Origin of the sequence: Nocardioides sp. W7 (assembly GCF_022919075.1) — a bacterium.
Lineage (GTDB): Bacteria > Actinomycetota > Actinomycetes > Propionibacteriales > Nocardioidaceae > Nocardioides.
This window is the reverse complement of the sequence record NZ_CP095078.1, coordinates 5163972-5185614: the sequence shown is the minus strand read 5'-3', so window position 1 is coordinate 5185614 and position 21643 is coordinate 5163972. Positions and strand designations below refer to the sequence as shown.

Annotated in this window: 20 protein-coding genes; 18 read left to right on the top strand and 2 right to left on the bottom strand. The window is 71.4% G+C overall.

From position 1 onward, the window contains the following. Window positions 1–1217 precede the first annotated feature (1217 nt). From MUB56_RS24265 to MUB56_RS24230, 8 genes are all read left to right on the top strand, one after another. Window positions 1218–1931 (top strand): hypothetical protein, encoded by a 714-nt coding sequence (locus tag MUB56_RS24265; RefSeq protein ID WP_244929578.1) that lies wholly within the window; start codon window positions 1218–1220, stop codon window positions 1929–1931. Window positions 1932–2053: 122 nt separating this feature from the next. Next, on the top strand, window positions 2054–2974 hold the full coding sequence (gene ligD / locus MUB56_RS24260) for a non-homologous end-joining DNA ligase (RefSeq protein ID WP_244929577.1): 921 nt from the start codon (window positions 2054–2056) through the stop codon (window positions 2972–2974). Next, window positions 2971–3708 (top strand): L,D-transpeptidase family protein, encoded by a 738-nt coding sequence (locus MUB56_RS24255; protein WP_244929576.1) that lies wholly within the window; start codon window positions 2971–2973, stop codon window positions 3706–3708. The genes ligD (MUB56_RS24260) and MUB56_RS24255 overlap by 4 nt, the downstream gene beginning before the upstream one ends. After that, window positions 3708–4604: a non-homologous end-joining DNA ligase gene (gene ligD, locus MUB56_RS24250; protein WP_244929575.1), complete on the top strand. Its 897-nt coding sequence runs from the start codon at window positions 3708–3710 to the stop codon at window positions 4602–4604. The genes MUB56_RS24255 and ligD (MUB56_RS24250) overlap by 1 nt, the downstream gene beginning before the upstream one ends. Window positions 4605–4790: 186 nt before the next feature. Next, window positions 4791–5282 (top strand): hypothetical protein, encoded by a 492-nt coding sequence (locus MUB56_RS24245; protein ID WP_244929574.1) that lies wholly within the window; start codon window positions 4791–4793, stop codon window positions 5280–5282. Window positions 5283–5455: 173 nt separating this feature from the next. Then, complete coding sequence (locus MUB56_RS24240) at window positions 5456–6151, top strand: response regulator transcription factor (RefSeq protein ID WP_244929573.1); 696 nt, start codon at window positions 5456–5458, stop codon at window positions 6149–6151. Further along, window positions 6144–7343 (top strand): histidine kinase dimerization/phospho-acceptor domain-containing protein, encoded by a 1200-nt coding sequence (locus tag MUB56_RS24235; RefSeq protein ID WP_244929572.1) that lies wholly within the window; start codon window positions 6144–6146, stop codon window positions 7341–7343. The genes MUB56_RS24240 and MUB56_RS24235 overlap by 8 nt, the downstream gene beginning before the upstream one ends. 21 nt (window positions 7344–7364) lie before the next feature. Beyond that, window positions 7365–8096 (top strand): hypothetical protein, encoded by a 732-nt coding sequence (locus MUB56_RS24230; protein WP_244929571.1) that lies wholly within the window; start codon window positions 7365–7367, stop codon window positions 8094–8096. 21 nt (window positions 8097–8117) lie between these two features. Here the strand turns inward: MUB56_RS24230 and MUB56_RS24225 are convergent, their stop codons facing one another. Beyond that, window positions 8118–8711 carry a TetR family transcriptional regulator gene (locus MUB56_RS24225; RefSeq protein WP_244929570.1) on the bottom strand — a complete coding sequence of 198 codons (594 nt, stop codon included), beginning with the start codon at window positions 8709–8711 and terminating at the stop codon, window positions 8118–8120. Window positions 8712–8759: 48 nt separating this feature from the next. Here MUB56_RS24225 and MUB56_RS24220 point away from each other — a divergent pair, with 48 nt between their 5' ends. Together MUB56_RS24220 and MUB56_RS24215 are read left to right on the top strand one after the other, a co-directional pair. Beyond that, window positions 8760–9635 (top strand): oxygenase MpaB family protein, encoded by an 876-nt coding sequence (locus MUB56_RS24220; RefSeq protein WP_244929569.1) that lies wholly within the window; start codon window positions 8760–8762, stop codon window positions 9633–9635. A gap of 162 nt (window positions 9636–9797) precedes the next feature. Then, window positions 9798–11765: a glycoside hydrolase family 18 protein gene (locus MUB56_RS24215; RefSeq protein ID WP_244929568.1), complete on the top strand. Its 1968-nt coding sequence runs from the start codon at window positions 9798–9800 to the stop codon at window positions 11763–11765. Here the strand turns inward: MUB56_RS24215 and MUB56_RS24210 are convergent. After that, window positions 11748–12593 (bottom strand): fused MFS/spermidine synthase, encoded by an 846-nt coding sequence (locus MUB56_RS24210; RefSeq protein ID WP_244929567.1) that lies wholly within the window; start codon window positions 12591–12593, stop codon window positions 11748–11750. The genes MUB56_RS24215 and MUB56_RS24210 overlap by 18 nt on opposite strands. 179 nt (window positions 12594–12772) lie before the next feature. Between MUB56_RS24210 and MUB56_RS24205 the strand changes: the two genes are divergently transcribed. The 8 genes from MUB56_RS24205 (at window position 12773) to MUB56_RS24170 (ending at window position 21638) form a co-directional block, all read left to right on the top strand. Beyond that, window positions 12773–16918 carry an Ig-like domain-containing protein gene (locus tag MUB56_RS24205; RefSeq protein ID WP_244929566.1) on the top strand — a complete coding sequence of 1382 codons (4146 nt, stop codon included), beginning with the start codon at window positions 12773–12775 and terminating at the stop codon, window positions 16916–16918. A gap of 161 nt (window positions 16919–17079) precedes the next feature. Continuing rightward, the gene (locus MUB56_RS24200; RefSeq protein WP_244929565.1) at window positions 17080–18345 is read left to right on the top strand and encodes an ATPase, T2SS/T4P/T4SS family; all 1266 of its coding nucleotides are present in this window, start codon (window positions 17080–17082) and stop codon (window positions 18343–18345) included. Further along, complete coding sequence (locus MUB56_RS24195; RefSeq protein ID WP_244929564.1) at window positions 18345–19214, top strand: type II secretion system F family protein; 870 nt, start codon at window positions 18345–18347, stop codon at window positions 19212–19214. Before MUB56_RS24200 ends, MUB56_RS24195 begins: the two co-directional genes overlap by 1 nt. Beyond that, the gene (locus MUB56_RS24190) at window positions 19211–20143 is read left to right on the top strand and encodes a type II secretion system F family protein (protein WP_244929563.1); all 933 of its coding nucleotides are present in this window, start codon (window positions 19211–19213) and stop codon (window positions 20141–20143) included. The genes MUB56_RS24195 and MUB56_RS24190 overlap by 4 nt, the downstream gene beginning before the upstream one ends. Window positions 20144–20165: 22 nt before the next feature. Then, window positions 20166–20363: a hypothetical protein gene (locus tag MUB56_RS24185; protein WP_244929562.1), complete on the top strand. Its 198-nt coding sequence runs from the start codon at window positions 20166–20168 to the stop codon at window positions 20361–20363. Then, window positions 20360–20746: a TadE/TadG family type IV pilus assembly protein gene (locus MUB56_RS24180; protein ID WP_244929561.1), complete on the top strand. Its 387-nt coding sequence runs from the start codon at window positions 20360–20362 to the stop codon at window positions 20744–20746. Before MUB56_RS24185 ends, MUB56_RS24180 begins: the two co-directional genes overlap by 4 nt. Beyond that, complete coding sequence (locus MUB56_RS24175; protein WP_244929560.1) at window positions 20743–21195, top strand: hypothetical protein; 453 nt, start codon at window positions 20743–20745, stop codon at window positions 21193–21195. Before MUB56_RS24180 ends, MUB56_RS24175 begins: the two co-directional genes overlap by 4 nt. Beyond that, a complete protein-coding gene (locus MUB56_RS24170; RefSeq protein WP_244929559.1) occupies window positions 21192–21638 on the top strand; it encodes a pilus assembly protein TadG-related protein in 447 nt (148 codons plus the stop codon). Before MUB56_RS24175 ends, MUB56_RS24170 begins: the two co-directional genes overlap by 4 nt. The last annotated feature ends 5 nt before the right edge of the window (window positions 21639–21643 follow it).

Sequence of the window (21643 nt, the reverse complement as noted above, 5' to 3'; positions counted from 1 at the left end):
TGCACGAACTTGCGTCGGCCGCGACTGTCGTCAGGTTCCTCATCTCGATCCTGGGTGCAGGGATGGTGTGGAAAAGTTGTTCTCAAGTCGATCGAATTCGCCCAACTGGAAGGCATTCGGATGAGTCGATGTGCGGAAACGGGTTGGTCTGTGGGCTGGTTCCTCGCGGGTGTGGCGATCGCAGTTAGTGCCACAAGTGCATTCGGGATTGGCTTCCTAAGTTCAGCCGCAGAGGCCGCGCCTCCGCCTTGTGTCGCGGACGGCGACTACGGAACGATAACTTCTGTCGAAGATATTGGCGGCCCGGCATCTACTAGTGCGCGAGGCACTATCTCGCGAATGGCTGTCGGGTCCGCGCCAACCAACTGTCAGCACATCAGCAGTATCTACGTCGGGAGCGCCACCGGGGCTGGAGGATTCGAAGCGGGGTGGGTCATCGGCTACTCGAACTGTACCGACCAGACCTATACGACGCCACGCCTATTCTGGTGGGCGGAGCGAGCGAATGGCTCACACCTGTGCAACGTCCTTGGAGTCCTCGCGGAGGGCCAATTTGACACCTTCAGAGTTTCTGATATCAACGCGGATACGCAGTGGGGAGCCGAGCTCAACGATTCGTCGATGAATCCAGGTTTCGTTGACTTGGACTTCGCCCAAGGTCGGTCGTACGCAGCGATGGAGCGCGGAGCGTCGGCGGACAATGGCGGAGCTCGCTGGTACGACTTGAGCGAATATCATGACGCCAACGGTTGGACCAACTGGGACAATGCGATGAACGGATATGACTCCGACCCTGGATACCGCCATCTACGAGTGAATGCGAATAATACCCGCAGTGTTCCAAATTGATGGGATCTGCGTTGCGAGTCCCCAACAAGAGACTGTCTCGGTGGATGTGGCAATTCAATTCGCGGGGTAGGCGTCTTGGAACTTGGCCGCTTGATCTGCCTTGCTCATGCTGCGACGGGATTCTTGAAAACCCGAAGTTCGATAGCCTCACCCTCCTCGAGGACCCTCGACAGACTGGCGCCACGAGACGGTCTGAGCTTGACCATTCGGTGATGCCGGGAGATCTCCGCGACGAATATTGCCCTACCTTAAAGATGGTCAAGGTGCCCGTCCGAGCGACAATGATGCGCGAACTGCGGCGCCATGCTCAGCTCTCGTAGTTGATCATTCCAACTTATGTATCAGCCCACTGCGAAGAAGGTCCAGTCATGAGCGATCTTGATCGGTCAGTCCGAAATTACCTGGATGACGCTGCAGGTAGTAACGACCCGCACGGCGAGCAGAGCAGGCTCGACCGTTCTGCTCGAGGTGCCGGTACTCGGCGCCGACGAAGGGCGGGAATCGCGATGGTTGCTGGAATAGCTGCCACCGCTGCGGTCTTCGCTGGCCTCAGTGCGGGAACAACGGAGGAAAGCGACCAGAGCTCGGGCACCCCCAACGCTCAAGCCGACTTACGCGGGCACGCCCCACTTGGGCCCGGAATCGACTTCGTTCAGGTAGTGGAAAAGCTGGGAGAGCGCTGCCCCGGGGCAGTCGAAGCCGCGAGTCCGAGTGAGCTTCAGACGCAGGTGAAGGCGCAGGTGAGCGCGCCGCGAGTTGGCGAGCTGACCGGCGCGTGGTCATGCGGGGAGGACGGCGTCTTGATGTACAGCAACGGTGTCCAGGTCTCCTTCGCACCCGGCTGGAGCAAGGTCGACGCCTCGACCAAGTGGGAGCTTCGCATCAAGGAGGATGGCGGTCGTGTGGAGACCGTCAACGGTCGTCTCACCTACATCGCCCCTGCCGAAGACGCGGCAACTCGCCATGTGGTGGCGATCGTGAATGGCGATACCGGGATCCTCCTTCTCTCCGAGAAGGATGTCTCGATCGATGTTCTGGTCGAGATGGCTCAGTCGATGGATCTGAGCCGCACGCCGAGATAGCTCGCTGAAGAAGCGTCGCGAAGCCCGTCCCGGGGCAAGCGACAGGAGCGAGGAACAACGGGCGCATGGGCGCGCCGTCGCCGTACGACGGCGAGGGAGTCCGCGACGGGCATGATGTCCGCATGCGTCCCATGCTCGCCACCCCGGGGACTCGCGTGCCGCCCGGAGCGGAGTGGTCGCACGAGGTGAAGTGGGACGGCGTCCGGGCGCTCACCGAGGTCTCGGGCGGCGAGCTGCGGATGACCAGCCGCAACGAGAACGCCATCACCACCGCCTGGCCGGACCTCGCCACCAGCCCGCTGGGCGAGCGGGACCTGCTCGTCGACGGCGAGATCATCGCGCTCAACGAGCGGGGCCGGCCCGACTTCCGCACCCTCCAGGAGCGGATGCACGTGCGGAAGGCGACGACGGCCGCCCGACTGGCCGAGGCGGTCCCGGCGACGTACATGGTCTTCGACCTGCTGCGCCTCGACGGGGCCGATCTCACCGGGCTCCCGCTCGAGGAGCGCCGGGAGCGGCTGACAGGGTTGGAGCTGACCGGCTGGCAGGTGCCCGTGTCGTACGACGACGGCGCGATGCTCTTCGACGCCACCCTGGCCCAGGACCTCGAGGGCGTCGTCAGCAAGCGCCGGACCTCGCGCTACCGGCCCGGCGAGCGCACCCCGCACTGGCAGAAGCTGGCGCACCGGCACCGGCTGTCGTACGTCGTCGGCGGCTGGCGCCCCCAGGCGGGCACCACCGACCGGCTCGCGGCGCTGCTGGTGGGGGAGCCGACGCCCGACGGGCTGGCCTACCGTGGCCGGGTCGGCAGCGGGATCGGGCCCAGGCAGGGCAAGGCGCTGGGCGAGCTGGTCGCCGGGCTCGGCCGGACCGCGAGCCCGTTCGACGACGAGGTGCCGGCGGTGGACGCCCGGGGCACGCACTGGCTGGAGCCGGTGCTGGTCGTGGACATCGACACCCACGGGCGTGGGTACACCCGGCTGCGACAGCCCTCGTTCCAGGGGGTCCGCAGCGACCTGACCCCGGAGGACCTGCTCGCATGAAGAGAGTCCTGCTGCCGATCCTGCTGCTCACTGTGCTGCTGCCCGCGACGCCCGCCCCGGCATCGGCATCCGCTCCGGCGTACGCCGCCGACCCCGCGGCGTCGTATCGCGCCCGGACGGTGACCCTCGACGGCGTGCCGGTGCGACTCGGACCGCGGACCCGCCAGGTCGTCACCGTCAACCGGACTGCGGGCCACCACGCCCGCCTGGTCTTCTGGGTGCAGCGCCAGAGGCGCTGGGTGGAGCGGTTCCGGACCACCGACGCCCGGATCGGGTACGGCGGCCTGGTGGCCGGCACCCAGCGCAAGCAGGGCACCGGCACCACCCCGCTCGGCAGCTACGACCTGCGCTCGGCGTTCGGCACCCACCGGCGAGACGCCGACTGGGCGCTGCCGTACCGGATGACCCGCGCCGGCGACTTCTGGGTGCAGGACAACGCCTCGGACTTCTACAACCGCTTCCGCAACCAGCGCCGGGGCGGCTTCCGCTGGTGGCTGCCGAGCAGCGACGACAACGCCTCCGAGCGGCTGACCGACTACGGCAAGCAGTACGAGTACTCGATCGTCGTCGAGTACAACTGGCGCCAGGTCCGCCACCGAGGGTCCGGGATCTTCCTGCACGTGAACGGCCGGGGGGCCACCGCCGGCTGCGTCAGCGCCCCGCGCTCGGTGCTGAGCCGGCTGATGGCCCGGCTGGATCCCGACCGCGACCCCGTGATCGCGATCGGGCGCTGATGGCCGGCACCGAGGTGCACGTCGACGTCGACGGCCGCACCCTGAGGCTCAGCAACTTGGACAAGGTGCTCTACCCGCGCACCGGCACCACCAAGGGCGAGGTGCTGCACTACTACGCGCAGGTCGCGCCGACCCTGCTGCCGCACCTGCGGGACCGGGCCGTCACCCGGATCCGCTGGCCGCACGGCGTCGCGGACGGCAGCTTCTTCGAGAAGAACGCTCCGCCCGGCACGCCGTCGTGGGTGCGCACCGTGAAGGTGCCCAGCACCGGCAGCCGGTCCGGCAAGGGCGAGACCGAGCTGGTCTTCCCGATCGTCGACGACCTCGCCACCCTCACCTGGCTGGTCAACCTGGCCGCGCTCGAGCTGCACGTCCACCAGTGGAGCGTCGGTCGCAACGGCCGGCCCCGCAACGCCGACCGGCTCGTGATCGACCTCGATCCGGGCGAGCCGGCCGGCCTGCACGAGTGCTGCCAGGTCGCGCTGCTGGTGCGCGAGCGACTGGCCGAGCGCGATCTCGACTGCCGCCCGGTGCTGAGCGGCAGCAAGGGCCTGCACCTGTACGCCGATCTCCCGAAGCGGCTGCCGTCCGACGACTCGACCGCGCTGGCCAAGGAGGTCGCCGAGGAGCTGCAGAAGGCCGACCCGAGCCAGGTCACGGCCACCATGACCAAGGCCAAGCGGGGCGGCAAGGTCTTCCTCGACTGGTCGCAGAACGCGGGCTCGAAGACGACCATCTCGCCGTACTCGCTGCGCGGCAAGGACCGTCCGTACGTCGCCGCCCCCGTCTCCTGGGACGAGGTCGCCGAGGGGGCCGAGGACCCGCTCGGCCTCGAACAGCTGACCTTCGACGAGGTGCTCGCGCGGATCGCCGAGCACGGTGACCTGTTCGCCTGAGAACCCGCCCGACCCCGCTCTCGGAACGGGTCCGACGACGGTCCGACGACGGCCTGAGACCCGCCTCACGTGCCTGTTACCGAACCGTGGCAGCTGCGTGTAGTCGGCGTGCACGCTGCGTGAAGCGCGTCTCCGTAACGTTCCTGTCATCACCGAGAGACACGTTCACAGGACGGGGGACCGACCATGAAGATCACGCTGAACCGCAAGCTGCTGCTGTCCGTGGCCTCGGTCCTGGGGGCCGGCGTGCTGGCCGTCGCGACCGGCGTCCTCAGCAGCGGCGCGAGCGCTGCCCCGGACGGGGTCCGGCTGGTCGGCGACGAGTCCGGTGGGGCGGTGCTGGTCGTGACCGCTCTCGAGCCGGGTGACTCCGTGACCCGGACCGTGACCATCGAGAACACCACCGACGCCGAGAGCCGGATGACCTTCACCGAGCAGGGCGGCCCCGCGACCTTCGCCGACGGCGAGCTCCAGGTCGTCATCGACCGCGACGGCGACGAGCTGTACGACGGTCGGTTCGGCGAGATGGGCGACTTCGCCCAGGACGTCGGGCTGCTGCCGGCAGGGGGGAGCGCGACGTTCTCGTTCACGGTCTCGCTGCCCGACGATGCCGAGTTCGTGCCGGCGGGCACACAGCGCGCCGAGGCGTCGTACACCTGGCTGACCGGGAGGTCGTAGCCACACCAAGCTGGCCGGTCCGCCCCGGGGGGAGCGCGGAACGGCTGAAACGGGGGACGACGGTCCGTCCGGCGGTTCTGGGGGGACTGCCGGCCGGACCGATCGTCACCTGCACCCGGTCCGTGTCGCGGGTACTGACCGAGTCCGGAACCGGATCGCTCTATGCTGCACGCATGGCCCCGAGAGTGCTCGTCGTCGAGGACGAGGAGGACATCGCGTTCCCCTTGGTCCGCACCCTCGAGCGCGAGGGCTACGCGGTGGTCTGGGTCGACTCCGGACAGAAGGCCCTCGACGACCTGGAGAAGGCCCCGGCCGACGTCGTCATCCTCGACCTCGGGCTGCCCGACATGGACGGGCTCGAGGTCTGCAAACGGGCCCGCGAGGCGGGCTTCGGTGGCGCGATCATGATCGTCACCGCACGCGCCGGCGAGCTCGACCGGGTGGTCGGGCTCGACTACGGCGCCGACGACTACCTGTCCAAGCCGTTCGGTCTGGCCGAGCTGCAGGCGCGGGTGCGGGCGCTGCTGCGTCGTACCTCTCCGGGTGGCGGCTTCGGCCACGACGACGTCCCCGAGGGCGGGCTCCGCATCGACGTGGCCGCCCGGCGGGTCTACGCCGGTGACGACGAGGTGCCCCTGACGGGCAAGGAGTTCGACGTCCTCACCATCCTCGCGTCCAACCGCGACAAGGTGGTCTCGCGCGGCCGGCTGATGTCGGACGTCTGGGACGAGAACTGGTACGGCTCGACGAAGACGCTGGACGTGACCATCGGTCGACTCCGGCAGAAGCTCGAGAGCGTCGGGGTGTCCGAGAAGGTCGTAGCCGTTCGAGGTGTGGGATTCCGCCTCGAGGGCGCGCCCGATGCGTGAGCGGCTCGCTGCCTCTTTCGCTCTCTTCACGCTTGTCCTGCTGATCGCCGGCGGCGTGATCCGCAGCTACACCCTCGGTCACGAGCTGCGCGAGCAGCAGAGCGACCGGCTCCACCAGGAGGCGACGCTCGTCGCCCGGGTGGTGGACGCCCGGGTGGGCGAGGGCGAGCCCGTGGACGCCGCGTTCCTCTCGGAGCTGGTCCACGACCGCGCTCGGATCGCCTACACCCCCGGGGTCGCCGGCGACCCGGTCGAGGCCCGCGGACCGTCGTACGACGCCGAGGGCGACGACGTCACCGCGAACGTCACGGTCGACGGCGGCACGGTCACGGTCGCCGAGGACGACCGGCTGGTCTGGAACCTCGTGGTCGGCGACCCGTGGGCGCTGGCCGGGCTGGGGATGCTCGCGCTGGTCGGCTCCGGCCTGGCGGGGCTGCTGGTCGCGCGGCGGCTGTCCGCTCCGTTCCAACGGCTCGCCGACGCCGCCGGTGCGCTCGGACGGGGGCGCTTCGACCTCGACCTGCCCCGCACCCGGATCCCGGAGGCCGCGGCGATCGCCCGGTCGCTCAGCACCAGCGCGGACGAGCTGCGCGATCGGCTGCGCCGCGAGCAGGAGTTCGCCGCGCACACCTCGCACGCGCTGCGCTCACCCCTGACCGGGCTGCGCCTGGAGCTGGAGGAGACACTGCTGCGCGACGACCTGCCGGACGAGGTGCGAACGACCCTGCGCCGAGCCCTCGACGGCATCGCGCACGTCGACGAGGTGGCCGGCGAGCTCGTCGAGCTGCAGCGCGGCAGTCTCGTCGAGGGTGCCCAGGTCCCGCTGCGGGACCTCGCGGTCCAGGTCGCCCAGCACTGGGGCGACGAGCTCGCCCTCGTCGACCGGGACCTGAGTGCCGCGGTCCAGGGCGAGCTGGACGACGGCTACACCCCGGGCCCCGTCGAGCACCTGCTCGACCTGGTCCTCGCCGCGGTGCTCGACGCGAGCGCGGGTGCGGTCCGCCTGGTGCTGGCGGGCGACACCGACGGCCACCTGCGGATCTCGGTGACGCTCGATCGGCCCGCGTCCGAGCAGCCCACGTCCGACCAGGACCCGTTCGGCGCCGCGCGCTCGGTGTGTGCCGCGCTCGGTGGACGCTGGGTCGGCTCCGAGCCGACGGCCGGCATCGAGATTCTGCTGCCGCGGCGCTGACGGCCCCCTAGGCTCGCGCGCATGACCGCGACCGTCGCCGCGCCGGTGCCCGTCGAGGCGTCGTCCGGACCGACGCCCTGGCACGTGGCCGCGCGGTGCCTCTGGCTCGCGCTCGTCCTCGGCTGGGTCGCTCTGGCCGCCGTCGTGCCGGTCGTCGGTGCTCGCTCCACCTCCTTCGACGACCTCGAGCGGGCCGTGGCCGCCGGCGAGGTCGACGAGGTCCGGGTGGCCGGCGGCCTCGGTCCGGGGTCTCAGGGATTCGCGACCGTCCGGGTGACCTGGCGCGACGGGCTGATCGGCGACACGACGCAGGTCCTAGAGGCACGACCGCGGAGCCGGGCGGAGGAGGCGGGCACCCGCGACGAGGTCAGCGCAGTGCTCGACCGGAGCGTCGCCGACCGGCTGGAGGCGATCGATCCCGACGTCGAGATCCAGCAGGCCTCCTTCGACGAGCGGTCCACCGAGATGGCCGGCTGGCACCTGCCCGGCTGGGTCTGGTGGCCGCAGGCCGCGCTGGCCATCGCGACGCTCCTGTCAGTGATGGGCTCGCCACCGCCGTGGCGGGCGACCCGGTGGGCGTGGTTCTGGCTCGTGGGGAGCGGTCCGGTGGGCCTGGCGGCGTACCTCCTGCTGGCCGGCCCGCTGCCGTTCCTTCCCGCCCCGCGTCCCGGACGGTGGCGCCTCACCGGCGGGTGGGCGCTCCTGCTGGTGATCGGATCGGGCTGGCTCCTCGGCCTGGAGCAGTGGAACTGACCGCTCAACCCTGATCCGGGGTCAGCGTGCGAGCGCGCCGACCGCGCGGGCGACCGCGTCCGCGAACGCCGCCCGGGGGAGCTGGCCGGGCGAGACCTGCTCGTCGTCGAAGAGGGCCTGGGCGGCGCCGAGCGCGAACAGGATCCGGTACGCCGCCTCCGCGTCGGCCGGGTCGGTCCCGAAGCGGCTCCGCAGCCAGCCGACCACGGTGCCGGCGAGCAGGTGGCTGCAGCGCACGTTGCGGGCCTCGAACGCCGACTGGTTCCGGCCCTCGACCAGGTAGGCCCGCATCGCGCCCCGGTGCTCGGCGAAGATGTCGAGCGCGGCCGCGGCCAGCAGGCCCAGTGCCCGGTCGTCGTCGGGCTCGGCGTCCGCCCGGGCGAACGCGGCGGCGGTCGCGCTCTCGATCTCACCGAGGGCGACGTCCTGGGCCGCGAGCAGCAGCCCGGTGCGATCGCCGAACCGGTGGTAGAGCGAGCCGTTGGAGGCACCCGCAGCCTTGGCCACCGCGGCGACGGTGACAGCCCCGAGACCACCGGCCGCGAGCAGGTCCAGGGTGGCCGCGAGCATCCGGTCGGCGGAGGACTCGCTGCGGGCCTGCACGGGGGTGCGCACGGCGACGACTCTAGCCAGAATGGAGCGAGTGCTCTAGTTTTGGCCGGCATGAGGCGTGACCACTGGCGGCGCGTGAACGACGCGCTGGACCCCGAGACGTCGTACGTCGAGATCTACCGCAACGTCGTCGCCCACGAGTTCCCGTGGGACCTGAACCAGGCGCTGAGCTTCGCGCTCTTCCGCACCTACGCCGTGCCCGGCATCGGCCGGCTGCTCGACGCGACCGGTCAGTTCACCGGCGACGTGCAGAAGCGGTACGACGACACCGCGCTGCTCCTCGAGCCGCCGACGCGTTACGGCTTCGACCATCCCGAGGCGCGTGCGGCGATCCGCCGGATCAACCAGATGCACCGCGCCTACGACATCCCCGAGCACGAGTTCCGCTACGTGCTGTCGACCTTCGTGGTGGTGCCGAAGCGCTGGCTCGACGACTACGGCAAGCGGCCGCTGACGCCGGTCGAGGAGCGGGCCTCGGTCAACTACTACCGACAGCTGGGCAGGCACATGAACATCCCGGACATCCCGGAGACGTTCGCCGAGTTCGCCGAGCTGATGGACTCCTACGAGGCCGAGCACTTCGCCTACGACGCCGGCGCCCGCCGGGTCGCCGACGCGACGCTCGCGCTGATGCAGACCTTCTACGCCAAGCCCGCCCAGCGTCCGGCCGGCCTGTTCGCCCGGGCGCTGATGGACGACCCGCTCCGCGAGGCCTTCCGGTACGACGCGCCTCCGGCCCTCGTGCAGCGCGCGAGCCGGGCCGCCCTGCGGGCCCGCGGCCGGCTGCTGCGTGCGTTCCCGGCCCGCCGGGAGCCGAAGCTGATCGAGGACATCTCCTGGATCCGCAGCTACCCCGACGGCCACGACGTCGAGCAGCTCGGCACCTTCCCCACCCCCGGCCTCGCCGGCTGCCCCGTCCGTCACTGACCCGCCATCTCCTGCACCCTCATTGCCGAGTCGGCACTACTGGTGCTGACTCGGCCCACCATTCGTGCTGACTCGGACGGCTGGGGGGTGGGGGGAAGGTGCCCGGCGGGCCGGGACATCCGGCCCTGACGGCCGGGTCGCGGGGCCGCCGATGATCACCCGGTGAGAACGACGTCCCTGCCTGCCCTGATCGCCGCCACCGCCCTCGGCGCCGGCCTGTTGACCACCGTCCCGACCGCGAGCGGCACCGCGGCCCCGCAGCCGCCGGCCCCGGGCGCCGCGACCGCCACCGAGAGCATCACCGAGAGCACCGCCGACGCCGCGAGCGCCGACGGGGTGGCGACCCGCGCGGTCACCTCCGCCGTCCTGGTCGAAGGAGAGTCGACCAGCATCGCCGGGAAGGCGCGCAAGCGCGTCCCGGTCCAGCTGCAGCGCCGGTCCGGGAAGCGGTGGGTGAAGGTCGCCCAGCGGCGCACCGACCGGAAGCGGCGCTACGTCTTCGCGATCACCGCGCCCGAGGCCACCACGACGTACCGGGTCAAGGCGACCCGGGGTCGCTGGAGCTCGGCGAAGCGGGTCGTCCGGGTGACGGCACAGACCGGGTCGCTCACCGCCCCCGCCACCACGCAGCCGAAGACCGTGCTGCCGGTGAGCGCCGACTTCGCCCCGGCCCGCCCGGGTCGCCCGGTGCGGCTGGAGGCGCGGATCGCCGGCGGTGCGTGGACGGCGGCGGGCAGCGGCGTCCAGGACGCCCGAGGCGGGGTGGCGTTCACCGTCGAGCCGGCTGCGACGACGTCGTACCGCGCGGTCACCGACGCCTGGCGCGGCGCGACCGCCACCACCTCCACGACCGCCACCGTCGAGGTGCAGCGGGCCGCGGGGCGGACACCGTGGGTCACCGGCTACTACGCCGGCTGGTTCTGGGAGGGGCACTACGGCCCGACCGACGTCGACTTCGACGCGATGACCCACCTGGTCCTGGGCCGGGTCACCCCCGGGGGCGGTGACGTCTTCGGCGGGGAGCCGGGCGACATCGTGGAAGCGGGTGGGCAGACCTTCCACGAGCCCAGCCCGTGGTCGCCGTACAAGCCGGACAGCGTCGAGGAGTGGATGGTCGACGAGGCGCACCGGCACGGCACCGAGGCGCTGCTGATGCTCGGCGGCGACGCCGAGGCCGGCATGGGCTTCGTGGCCTCCAGTGCCGACGACGTCCGGGCCGACTTCGTGCGGAACCTCGTCGACTACCTCGTGGAGCACGACTACGACGGCGTCGACGTCGACTGGGAGAACTGCTTCGGCGGCCTGGCCTGGGAGTGCGGCATCGATATCACCGAGGACGAGGCGGTCCGCCGGCTGCTGGCCCTGCTGCTGGAGATCCGGGCCGAGATGGCGACCCGACCGCGCTACGCCACGGACCCCGGGATCATCACCTTCCCCGGCTACGCCCTGAACCTCAACTGGCTCGAGCCCGGCGACAAGGCGAAGCAGTGGCAGGCCGACGTCGCGAACCGGGTCGACCAGTTCAACCTGATGTCGTACGGCATCGGCACCACCTGGAACAAGGACGGCTGGAGCTCGTGGTTCTCCGGTGCCCTGGACGGCGCCAGCCGGGAGAACGGCACGCCGATCAGCATCCACAGCAGCATCGAGGCCTACGTCCGCACCGGCGTCCCGCGTTCGCGGCTCGGCATGGGGATCGGCTTCTACGGGATCTACTTCGGCCCGCTCATCACCGGCCCGCGCCAGCCCACCTGGGCGGACCCGGAGCTCGAGCGGCCGGCCAACGAGATCTACGAGACCAACGACGTCGCCCTGGCCTACTCGGAGCTGAAGGAGATGGGCTACCTCGACCACGGGAGGCTCGGCTGGGACGAGGCGGCGAAGTCGTCGTACATCAGCTATCTCGACGAGCCGGACCTGTACGGCGGCTACGTGCCGGCGTCCGATCCGGCTCGAAACCCGGCGGGCTTCCTGTCCTTCGAGGACGAGCGCTCGATCGCGGCCAAGGGCAAGTACGCCCGCGAGACCGGCCTGGGCGGCACCATCCTCTGGGTGCTCAACTACGGCGGCCTCCCCGACGGCAGCAACCCGCTGCTCGCCGCGGTCAAGAGGTCATTCCTGGGCCGGTGACCGCTCCGCGTCGGCATCGGTGAACGCACGGCCGCCGCCGACGGTGTCACTCACCTGCGCGCCGTCCAGGACGCGGTACGGCGCGGGGCTGCTGGTCGCCCGGCCGCGCAGCGCCGCCACGGGGACGGCGCTTCGCCCGGCGACCAGCAGCAGGTTGCCCGGCCGGCGGCCCCGCAGGGTCGCCGGCTCGGCGCTCAGCATCAGCGCCGGCAGGACGGTGCGGACCGCGGCGACGACCCGGCGGGTCCAGGCGAACGGCGCCCGGTCGGTGAGGTTGAGCAGCAGCAGGCCGTCCGCCTCGAGCACCCGGGAGTACGACGCCGCGCACTCGACCGTGACCAGGGAGCCCGGCACCCGGCCCTCGGCGAAGGCGTCGACCACCAGCAGGTCGACCGAGTCGTCGCGGACCGCGTCGAGGCCCGACCGGCCGTCGACCGGCCGCACCTTGATCCCGCTCTGCCGGGGGAGCGGCAGCTCGCGGCGGACCAGCTCGGTCACCTCGGCGGCCGGCTCCAGCACGATCTGCGCGGAGCGCGGCCGGGTGTGGGCGACGTACCGCGGCAGGGTCATCGCGGCCCCGCCCACGTGCAGCACCCGCACCGGCGCGCCCGGCTCGCCCCAGGTGTCGAGGACGTCGCCGATGCGGCGTACGTAGTCGAAGTCGAGGCGCGCCGGGTCGTCGAGGTCGACGTGGGACTGGTCGTGGCCGTCCATCCGCAGCACGAAGGCGCCGGGTCGCTCGGTCGGGACGATCTCGGCGGGTCGCTGGTCGGGCACGGTGGTCATCATCCGCCAGCCGCCGCCGCCACGGGCGCGACGGGGGACCATGCGTGATCCGGGCCACCCGACGGGCGCGCGACGCGCCGTACGAAATGCCTCTGAAACGAATCAAGGGTCTGTGGTCACTCTCGTTAACGCGAGTGACGCAGGCGGTTGATCACATGTCTTTACGGTCTAGCCCGGCGTCCGACTACCGGACCCGGACTAGAACAGGAGAAGTCGTGAAGGTGACCGCCTCCACGCGCTGGCGCACGTTGGCCCTGGTCCCGCTCTTCGCGGGACTGGCGCTACCGGGATATGCCCCGACGCAGGCAGCAGCAGCAGAACCCCAGATCCAGAGCGCGGCCGACGAGCTCGTGCTGCCCGACCCGATGGACCGCGGCGACTACACGCCGAAGGTGATCCAGGAGGCCAAGCTCGGCACCGTCGCCCTGCAGGAGCCGAGCTCCGCGGGGGGTGCGCCCACGCCGGGCTCTGCCGCCGCCGCCGAGGACCTCGAGATCCGCGGCCAGCTGTACTACCCGGACTTCACTCAGCGCACCGAGAAGTCGCCGGTTCTCGTCCTGGTGCACGGAAACCACGGCTCGTGCGACGCCGGGCAGAACTCGGCGACCGCCTCGTGCACCCAGTTCAAGCGCAACGAGGCCGGCTACGCCTACCTCAGCGAGAACCTGGCGACCTGGGGCTACACGACCTTCTCGGTCTCCCAGGACCAGCTGATGATGCGCCAGGACAACAACAAGGGGAAGGGCATGCACCAGCGGCGCCTGCTCATCGCGGCCACCCTGGACGCCCTCAGCGCCGCCGACGCCGGCACCCTGGTCGACGGCGAGCACGTCAACGTCGGCGACACTCTCGCCGGCAACCTCGACCTGACCCGGATCGGCCTGATGGGCCACTCCCGCGGCGGCGACGCGGTCACCAACTTCATCGACTACAACCGGATCCGCACCGACGGCCCGCGCTACCCCCTGCGCGGCGTGATCTCGCTGGCGCAGACCGACTACGAGCGCAAGGCGCCGTACGGCGTGCCGTACATGTCGATCCTGCCGTTCTGCGACGGTGACGTCTCGAACCTGCAGGGCGCGCGCACCTACGAGCGCGGCCAGTACCTCGCCGGCAACGACCCGTTCCCGCGCATCCAGTCCTCGCAGCTGGGCGCGATCCACAACTGGTACAACACGGTCTGGTACGCCGACGGCGGCGCCGACGGCCAGGGCAACAACGACGCGGCCTGTGGCAACTCGGCGCCGTTCGCCACGAACAACGTGCACCCGAACAACCTGCGGCTCAGCGGCGCGGCGAGCTACACCGACCCGGCGCTGAACTACAAGATCGACAACTCCGACACCTACAACCCGCTGGTCAACACCAAGATCTCCGGTGACCCGGCGCGGATGGGCGACCAGGAGAAGATCGGCCTCGCGACGATGGCCGCCTTCTTCCGCCGGTACGTCGGCGGCGAGGGCGCGTTCGAGCCGTACATGACCGGTGAGCTGTCGAACACCGAGTCGCACCTGCAGATCCCTGCCTCGGCCTGCCCGACCGGCCCGCTGAACCCGGCCGGCAAGCGGATCGGCTGCGAGGAGTACGTCTCCACGAGCTACTTCCCGTCCGCCTCCGAGCGGGTCGACGTGATCCGTCCCGAGGTCCAGAACCCGCTGGGTCTCAACGCCCTCGGCGGCACCCTGAGCGGCAGCGGCTTCGCGAACCCGTACGTCGACGGCAACGGTGTCTCGCCGAAGCCCAAGACGACCGCCGGCGGCTACGACTGGTGCAACCCCGAGCCCGACGACTTCGCCCCGGCGCAGCTCGGCAAGGGCACGCAGCCGACCGCGGCCAAGGCCTGCCCGCTGCCGGGCAAGGCGGACCTGGGTGGCCAGAACGGCACCCGCGAGAACTCGCCGATCAACCACTCCTACGGCCGTCAGCTGGCGCTGGCGTGGGAGAAGAGCGAGAGTGCGCGACTGACCGCGGACATCCCGGCGGCCTCGGCCGACGTGAGCGGCCTCAAGGCACTCAGCATGGGCGCGGACGTCAACTTCTTCGACCCCCGGAACCCGGGGGCCAACGACCGCGGCGACAACAAGCGCGTCCCCGCGTCGGCTCAGGCTCCGGTGGAGGGCGACTGCACCAACCTCCTCCCGTGCTGGCCGAACGAGAAGCCGACGTCGTACGACCCGGCGAGCACGACGCAGGACTTCGTGATCGCGCTGAGCGACACCTCGGGCCGCGAGGCCACCGTCAAGGCGGGCGACGAGCGCTGGGGCAACGCCCTGCACATGTCGACCGGCACCAACACGGCGAACACGCACATCGTCCTCGACCAGATCCGCGTCCCGCTCAGCGAGTTCGCGGCCCAGGGCGTGGACCTGACCTCGGTGGACAAGGTGGAGCTGCGCTTCGGCGTGGCCGGCACGCCGGCCTCCGGCTCCATCCAGCTGGCCGACGTCCGCTTCCAGGAGGGCGTCGACGCTCCGCTCGTCCTCTCCGACGGCACCGCCCTCGACCAGGGCGCCGGCTCCGGCCCGGTCAGCTCGGGTCCCGACCCGGCGGACGTGATGGCGGCGTACGACAACACCCCGGGCAACGTGAAGCTGAACGACAACGTCGCCGACCCGTTCGCGAACACCTCCTGGGTGGTCGACGACGACAAGGCACAGTGCCCGACGGCGAACTTCACCTCGATCCAGCAGGCCGTCGACTTCGCCTCCCCGTGGGACACCATCGTGGTCTGCGAGGGCGTCTACGAGGAGTCGTCGACCCCGGTCTCCGGAGCGGGCAACCCGGTCTCGACCTCGGCGACGAACGGCCTGACGATCACCAAGCCCCTGAAGATCAAGGGCGCGGGCGCCGACAAGGTCACCATCAAGCCGGACCAGTCGGTCGACTCGCTGGCGGGCCTCAAGCCCTACCTGCGTGACGGCGGCGGCAACGTCATCACCGTGTCCCGGCAGTCGCTGGGCTCGACCGACACCAACGAGCTGTTCGTGGACATCTCCGGCGTGACGGTCACGGCCGGCGACACCTGGGCCGAGGCCGGCATCGCCTACTTCGGCGCGGCCGGGCGGGTCTCGCAGAGCGTGGTGGGCCCGATGAAGGCCGCCACCACGGCCGACGAGCTGGCCGAGCACCCGCACGGCTGGGGCATCGTGAAGACCGGGGTCGTCGAGGGTGCCGGCACCGGCACCGTCGAGACCGAGCTGACCGTCGCCGACAGCGTCGTCACCGGCTACCAGAGCGGCGGGATCCTGATCGACGGCGCCAAGGGCGTCGACGGCGGGCCGAAGAACGTGGTCCGCACCGGCGTCGAGCAGCACGGCTACGTGAGCGGCACGGTCGTCAAGGGCAGGGCGAACAGCCTCTACCCGCAGACCGGCGTCACGTTCACCAGCGGCGCGGACGGTTTCGTGAAGTCCAGCCGGATCACCGGCAACTACTTCCGGCCCGACCCGACGAAGTCGTACGGCATCCTGCTCACCGACGCCCGCACCGAGGGTGCCGTGCCGCTGACTGCCTCCGGCAACGTCCTCACCGGCAACGGCTGGGCGGCGTACAACGCGAACGCCGACAACACGGCGGTCCGCACCGACGCCCCGTTCGTCGTCTCGTCGAGCTACTTCGGTCCGGCTGCGCCGGTCACCGGTGGGCCGGCCGACCCGGACGCCAACACCGAGGCGATCTCGGGCTCCGGCTCGATCACGGTCGCCTCGCGGGCCACCAACGCCCCCGTCGGGATCCCGACGTCGTACGGCGTGGTCGCGGACGCGGCTCCGACGGCCGCGCTCGTCGACCCGTTCGCGGGTTCCGAGGTTGCTGTCGGGGCGACGGTCAGGCCGCTGGCCCGGGCGTCCGACGACTTCGCGGTGCGCAAGGCGACGCTGCTGGTCGACGGCGAGCCGGTCGCGGACGCCGACACGGCGCCGTACCTCTTCCGCTGGACGCCGAGCAAGGCGTACGCCGGCAGGAGCGTCAGCCTCACGACGGTCGTCACCGACTCGTCGGGCACGCAGACGACCTCGGCGCCGCTGAAGATCTCGGTGGCGAAGGAGCCGGTGGTCGTGACCCCGGCGCCGACGAAGCCGACGGTGGCGGTCTCGATCGCCAAGCGCGACACGAGGAAGGGCGTCGTGGTCCTGAACGTCAAGGTCAGCGACGCCGGCACGATCCGCCTCGCCGGTGGCCGGATCGCGGCCATCCGCGTCAAGGCGAGCGGTCCCGGCACCGTCAAGGTCCGGGTCGCCGCCAAGGGCGCCTACCGCAAGCTGCTGGTCCGGAAGGGGCGGATCTCCGCCCCCGTCCGGGTCACGTTCACCACTGAGGGCGGCACCGCCGTCACCAAGCGGACCGTGACGATCGTCCGGAAGCGGTAGCCCCACCCGCACGACGGAAGGCCCTCGGCACCCGCCGGGGGCCTTTTCCGTCGTCAGGCGGGTCTTTACGTTCTCCACAGATTCGATCGCCACCGGTCGGGGTAGACCGCTGGGACCTAGCTTCGTGGCAGCACTCCCGTTCCCGGGTTCGAGGAGCCGTCATGGCGATGATCCACGCCACCCCACCGCATGGTCAGGGCCTGGTGGTCGACCTGCTCGACCAGCACGTCCGGGAGCAGGTGCGCCGCGAGGGGGTCGACCCGCAGCGCGACACCCAGCTGGTCCGTCGGATCGCGGAGTCGGTGGTGCGCGAGCACGACGAGCGCAGCCTCACCGGCCAGGTGGTGCCGGTGGCCGACCCGGGCGCGATGGTGGGCGAGCTGGTTGCGCGGGTGGCGGGCTACGGCCCGTTGCAGGCGTTCCTCGACGACCCGTCGGTGGAGGAGGTCTGGATCAACGACCCGTCGCGGGTCTTCGTGGCCCGCAACGGTCGCCACGAGCTGACCAACCTGATGCTGACCCAGGACCAGGTCGACGAGCTCGTCGAGCGGATGCTGAAGTCCAGCGGCCGGCGGATCGATCTCTCGCAGCCCTTCGTGGACGCGATGCTTCCCGACGGCCACCGGCTGCACGTGGTGCTGCAGGGGATCAGTCGCGGCTTCTCGGCGGTCAACATCCGGAAGTTCGTCCTGAGGGCGACCCGGGTGGGTGACCTGGTCGAGCTCGGGAGCCTGAGCGCCCGGGCCGCATCGTTCCTCGACGCGTCCGTGCGCGCGGGGCTCAACATCCTCGTCGCAGGCGGCACGCAGGCGGGCAAGACCACGCTGCTCAACTGCCTGGCCGCCGCGATCCCGGGCGGGGAGCGGGTGGTGAGCGCCGAGGAGGTCTTCGAGCTGCGCTTCCCCCATCCCGACTGGGTGCCGATGCAGACCCGGCAGGCGGGGCTCGAGGGCACCGGAGAGATCCGGCTGCGCGACCTCGTCAAGGAGAGCCTGCGGATGCGGCCCAGTCGAGTGATCGTGGGGGAGGTGCGCGCCGAGGAGTGCCTCGACCTGCTGCTCGCGCTCAACTCCGGGCTCCCGGGCATGTGCACGCTCCACGCCAACAGCGCCCGCGAGGCGTTGGTGAAGATGTGCACCCTGCCGCTGCTGGCCGGCGAGAACATCTCGGCGCGATTCGTGGTGCCGACCGTCGCCGCTTCCGTGGACCTCGTGGTCCACCTCGGCGTCGACCAGCACGGCGTACGCCGCGTCAACGAGATCGTGGGCGTGCCCGGGCGGGTCGAGAACGACATCATCGAGACCGAGCCGATCTTCGAGCGCCGCGGCGGCGAGCTGCGCCGCACCCGCGGGATGCCGCCGCGGGTGGAGTCCTTCGAACGGGCCGGCATCGACGTGCACCGACTGCTGAGCGAGGACGCCGGCTGATGGGGGCGCTGGTCGGGCTGGGGGTCGGCGTCGGACTGATGCTCGTCTGGTCGGCATTCTTCGTCCCGCGCCGGCCCCGGCGCGCGGGTGAGGAGTCGGGGGAACGGTCGGGCCAGCGCACCTCCGAGCTCCTGGCGCGGGCCGGCCTCGGCAACGTCTCGCCGACCGGGTTCGTGCTGCTCTGCCTCACCTGCGCGCTGGTCTGCGGGCTGGCGGTCCAGGTGATCGCGCGCACCCCACCGGTCGCGGTGGTCTTCGCCATCCTGGGCGGCTACCTGCCGGTCGCGATCGTGTCCGGGCGGGCGCGCCGGCGTCAGCGCGAGCTCGCCGAGGTCTGGCCCGAGGCCGTGGACAACCTGGCCTCCGCCGTCCGGGCCGGGATGTCGCTGCCCGACGCGCTGTCGGCCCTCGGCACCCGCGGCCCCGAGGCGCTGCAGGAGCCGTTCGCGCAGTTCGCGCTCGACTACCAGGTGACGGGCCGGTTCGGCGACAGCCTCGACCGGCTCAAGGCTCGGTTGGCCGACCCGGTCGGTGACCGGGTCGTGGAGGGCCTCCGGATCGCGCGGGAGGTCGGGGGCGGCGAGCTGGGCCGGCTGCTGCGCAGCCTCTCGGGCTACCTTCGCGACGAGGCGCGGACCCGATCGGAGCTGGAGTCCCGCCAGGCCTGGACCGTCAACGGAGCCCGGCTCGCGGTCGCCGCGCCGTGGCTGGTGCTGCTGACCATGTCCTCCCAGCCCGACGTGATCGGCCGCTACAACTCCACCACGGGGGTCCTCGTGCTCGGCGTCGGCGCCGGCACCTGTGTCGCCGCCTACTGGCTGATGATGCGGCTGGGCCGGCTCCCCGTCGAGCGGCGGATCCTGTCATGACCCTCGCCGTGTGGGGCGCTGTGCTGGGCGGGCTGTTCGGCGCCGCGTTGGTGCTGGTCGGGAGCCGGGTCGTGGCCCTGCGCCGTACCCCCATCGCCGTGCGGGTCCTGCCGTTCGTGCGGGACCTGCCCCAGCTCGAGCGGGTCGGAGGCCGGGTGTCCGCCTCGACCCCGGCCGCCGTCGGCGTATTCGGGCCGGTGCTGCGCTCGGCAGCCGACCTGGTCGAGCGGGTGCTGGGCGGCGCGACCTCCGTACGCCGCCGCCTCGAGCGCGCCGGCCTCGACAAGACGGTGCACGAGTTCCGGATCGAGCAGGTGCAGTGGGGCGTGGCCGGTTTCGCGGTGGCCGCCGCCTACGCGTTGGCCAAGGCGCTGACCGACCCCGGTGGAGTGGTGTTCGGGCTGGTGCTCTGCGCGATCGGGTTCGTGCTCGGGGTGCTCGGCCGCGACACCCACCTGTCCGGCCAGGTCAAGGCACGGGAGCGGCGCATCCTCGCGGAGTTCCCGACGATCGCCGAGCTGCTCGCCCTCGCGGTCGCCGCGGGTGAGGGGCCGGTGGCCGCACTCGATCGGGTCGTCCGCCGCAGCGGTGGCGAGCTCTCCGACGACCTCGCCCGCGTGCTCGCCGCGGTCCGCACCGGCGAGCCCGTCACGACCGCCTTCGACGAGCTCGCCACCCGCACCGGACTGCCCCTGGTCGCCCGCTTCGCCCAGGGCATCTCGGTCGCCGTCGAGCGCGGCACCCCGCTCGCCGACGTACTGCACGCCCAGGCGGCCGACGTCCGCGAGGCGGGCCGCCGCGAGCTGATCGAGATCGCCGCCCGCAAGGAGGTCCTGATGATGATGCCCGTCGTCTTCCTGGTGCTGCCGGTGACCATCCTCTTCGCCTTCTGGCCCGGCGTCCTCGGCCTCTCGCTCACCGCCCCCTGACCCCTCACGGAACGGAACCCTCATGTCCAGACTCCTGCTGCTCCTCCTGCGGCTGCACGCGACCCTCGTCGCAGGCGCACGCCGGCGCGACGACCGCGGCGACGTGCCCGGCTGGGTGATGGTGGCCGTGATGACGGCAGGAATCGTCGTCGTGATCGGTGGCGTGGCCCGCGAGCAGCTCTCCGGGTTGTTGACCGAAGCCCTCAGCTCGGTGAGATGACCTGCCGACGCCGGCTCGACGACGGGTCCGCCGTCGTCGACTTCGTCCTGGTGCTGCTCGTGCTGGTGCCGTTCGTCCTGGGCGTCGTCCAGGTCGCCCTGGTGCTGCACGTGCGCAACACCCTGGCGGCCGCGGCGGCGGAGGGGGCGCGGTACGCCGCGACAGCCGACCACGGGCCGGCCGCGGGGGAGGCGGTCACCCGGGAGCAGGTCGACGATGCGGTCGCGGGGCGGTTCGCCCAGGACATCTCGGTGACCCGGACGAGCGTCGGCGGCCAGCCCATGGTGGCGGTGACGGTTCGCGCGAGGGTCCCGGCGCTGGGGCTCGGCGGCCCGGGCGTCGCGCTCGAGGTGACCGGGCACGCGGTGGAGGAACAGCGGTGAGCCGGCCGGGTCGGCGCCGCGACGATGCGGGCAGCGCCGTCATCGAGCTGGTGTGGGTCGGGATCCTGCTGATGGTGCCGTTGCTGTGGATCGTGCTCTCGGTCTTCGAGGTGCAGTCCGGGGCGTACGCCGTCACCTCGGCCGCCCGGGCGGCGGGCCGGGCCTACGCGCTCGCACCGGACGACGGCCAGGGCCGGGAGCGAGCGACCGCCGCGGCCCGGCAGGCGCTGGCCGACCAGGGACTGCCGGACGACGCGCCCTTGCAGGTGACGGTGACCTGCACGCCGTACCCCCAGGACTGTCACAGCGGCACCTCGGTGATCACGGTCCAGATCGAGTCGAGCGTCGACCTGCTGATCCCCGATGTGCTCGGCGGCGGGCGGCCGTCGTTCGCGCTGGACGCGACGCACGCCGTGCCGATCGGGCAGTACCAGGAGATCGCCCGATGAGCCGTCCCAGCCGTCGTGACGAGTCCGGTCAGGTCACGCTGCTGGTGATCGGTTTCGCGACCGTGATCGCGATGGCGATCGTGCTGGTGGTCGATGCCTCCGCGGCGTACCTCCAGCGCTCCGGCCTCGACACGCTCGCCGACGGTGCCGCGCTCCATGGCGCGGATCTCGGTGCGACCGGGGTGGACGTCTACACCGGGGGCGTGCCCGAGCAGCGGCTCGCGCTGACCCAGGCCGACGCGCAGCGGGCGGTCGAGGAGTACCTCGGCTCGGTCGGTGCCTACCGCAGCTATCCCGGTCTGGTCGCCCAGGTCGCCGTCGCTGACGGCGACACGGTTCAGGTCGAGCTCAGCGCCCCGCTCGACCTGCCGCTGAGCTTCCCCGGTTCGCCCGCCGGGGGCAGGGTCGCCGCCACCGGCTCGGCCGTCTCGACGATCGAGTGATGCGG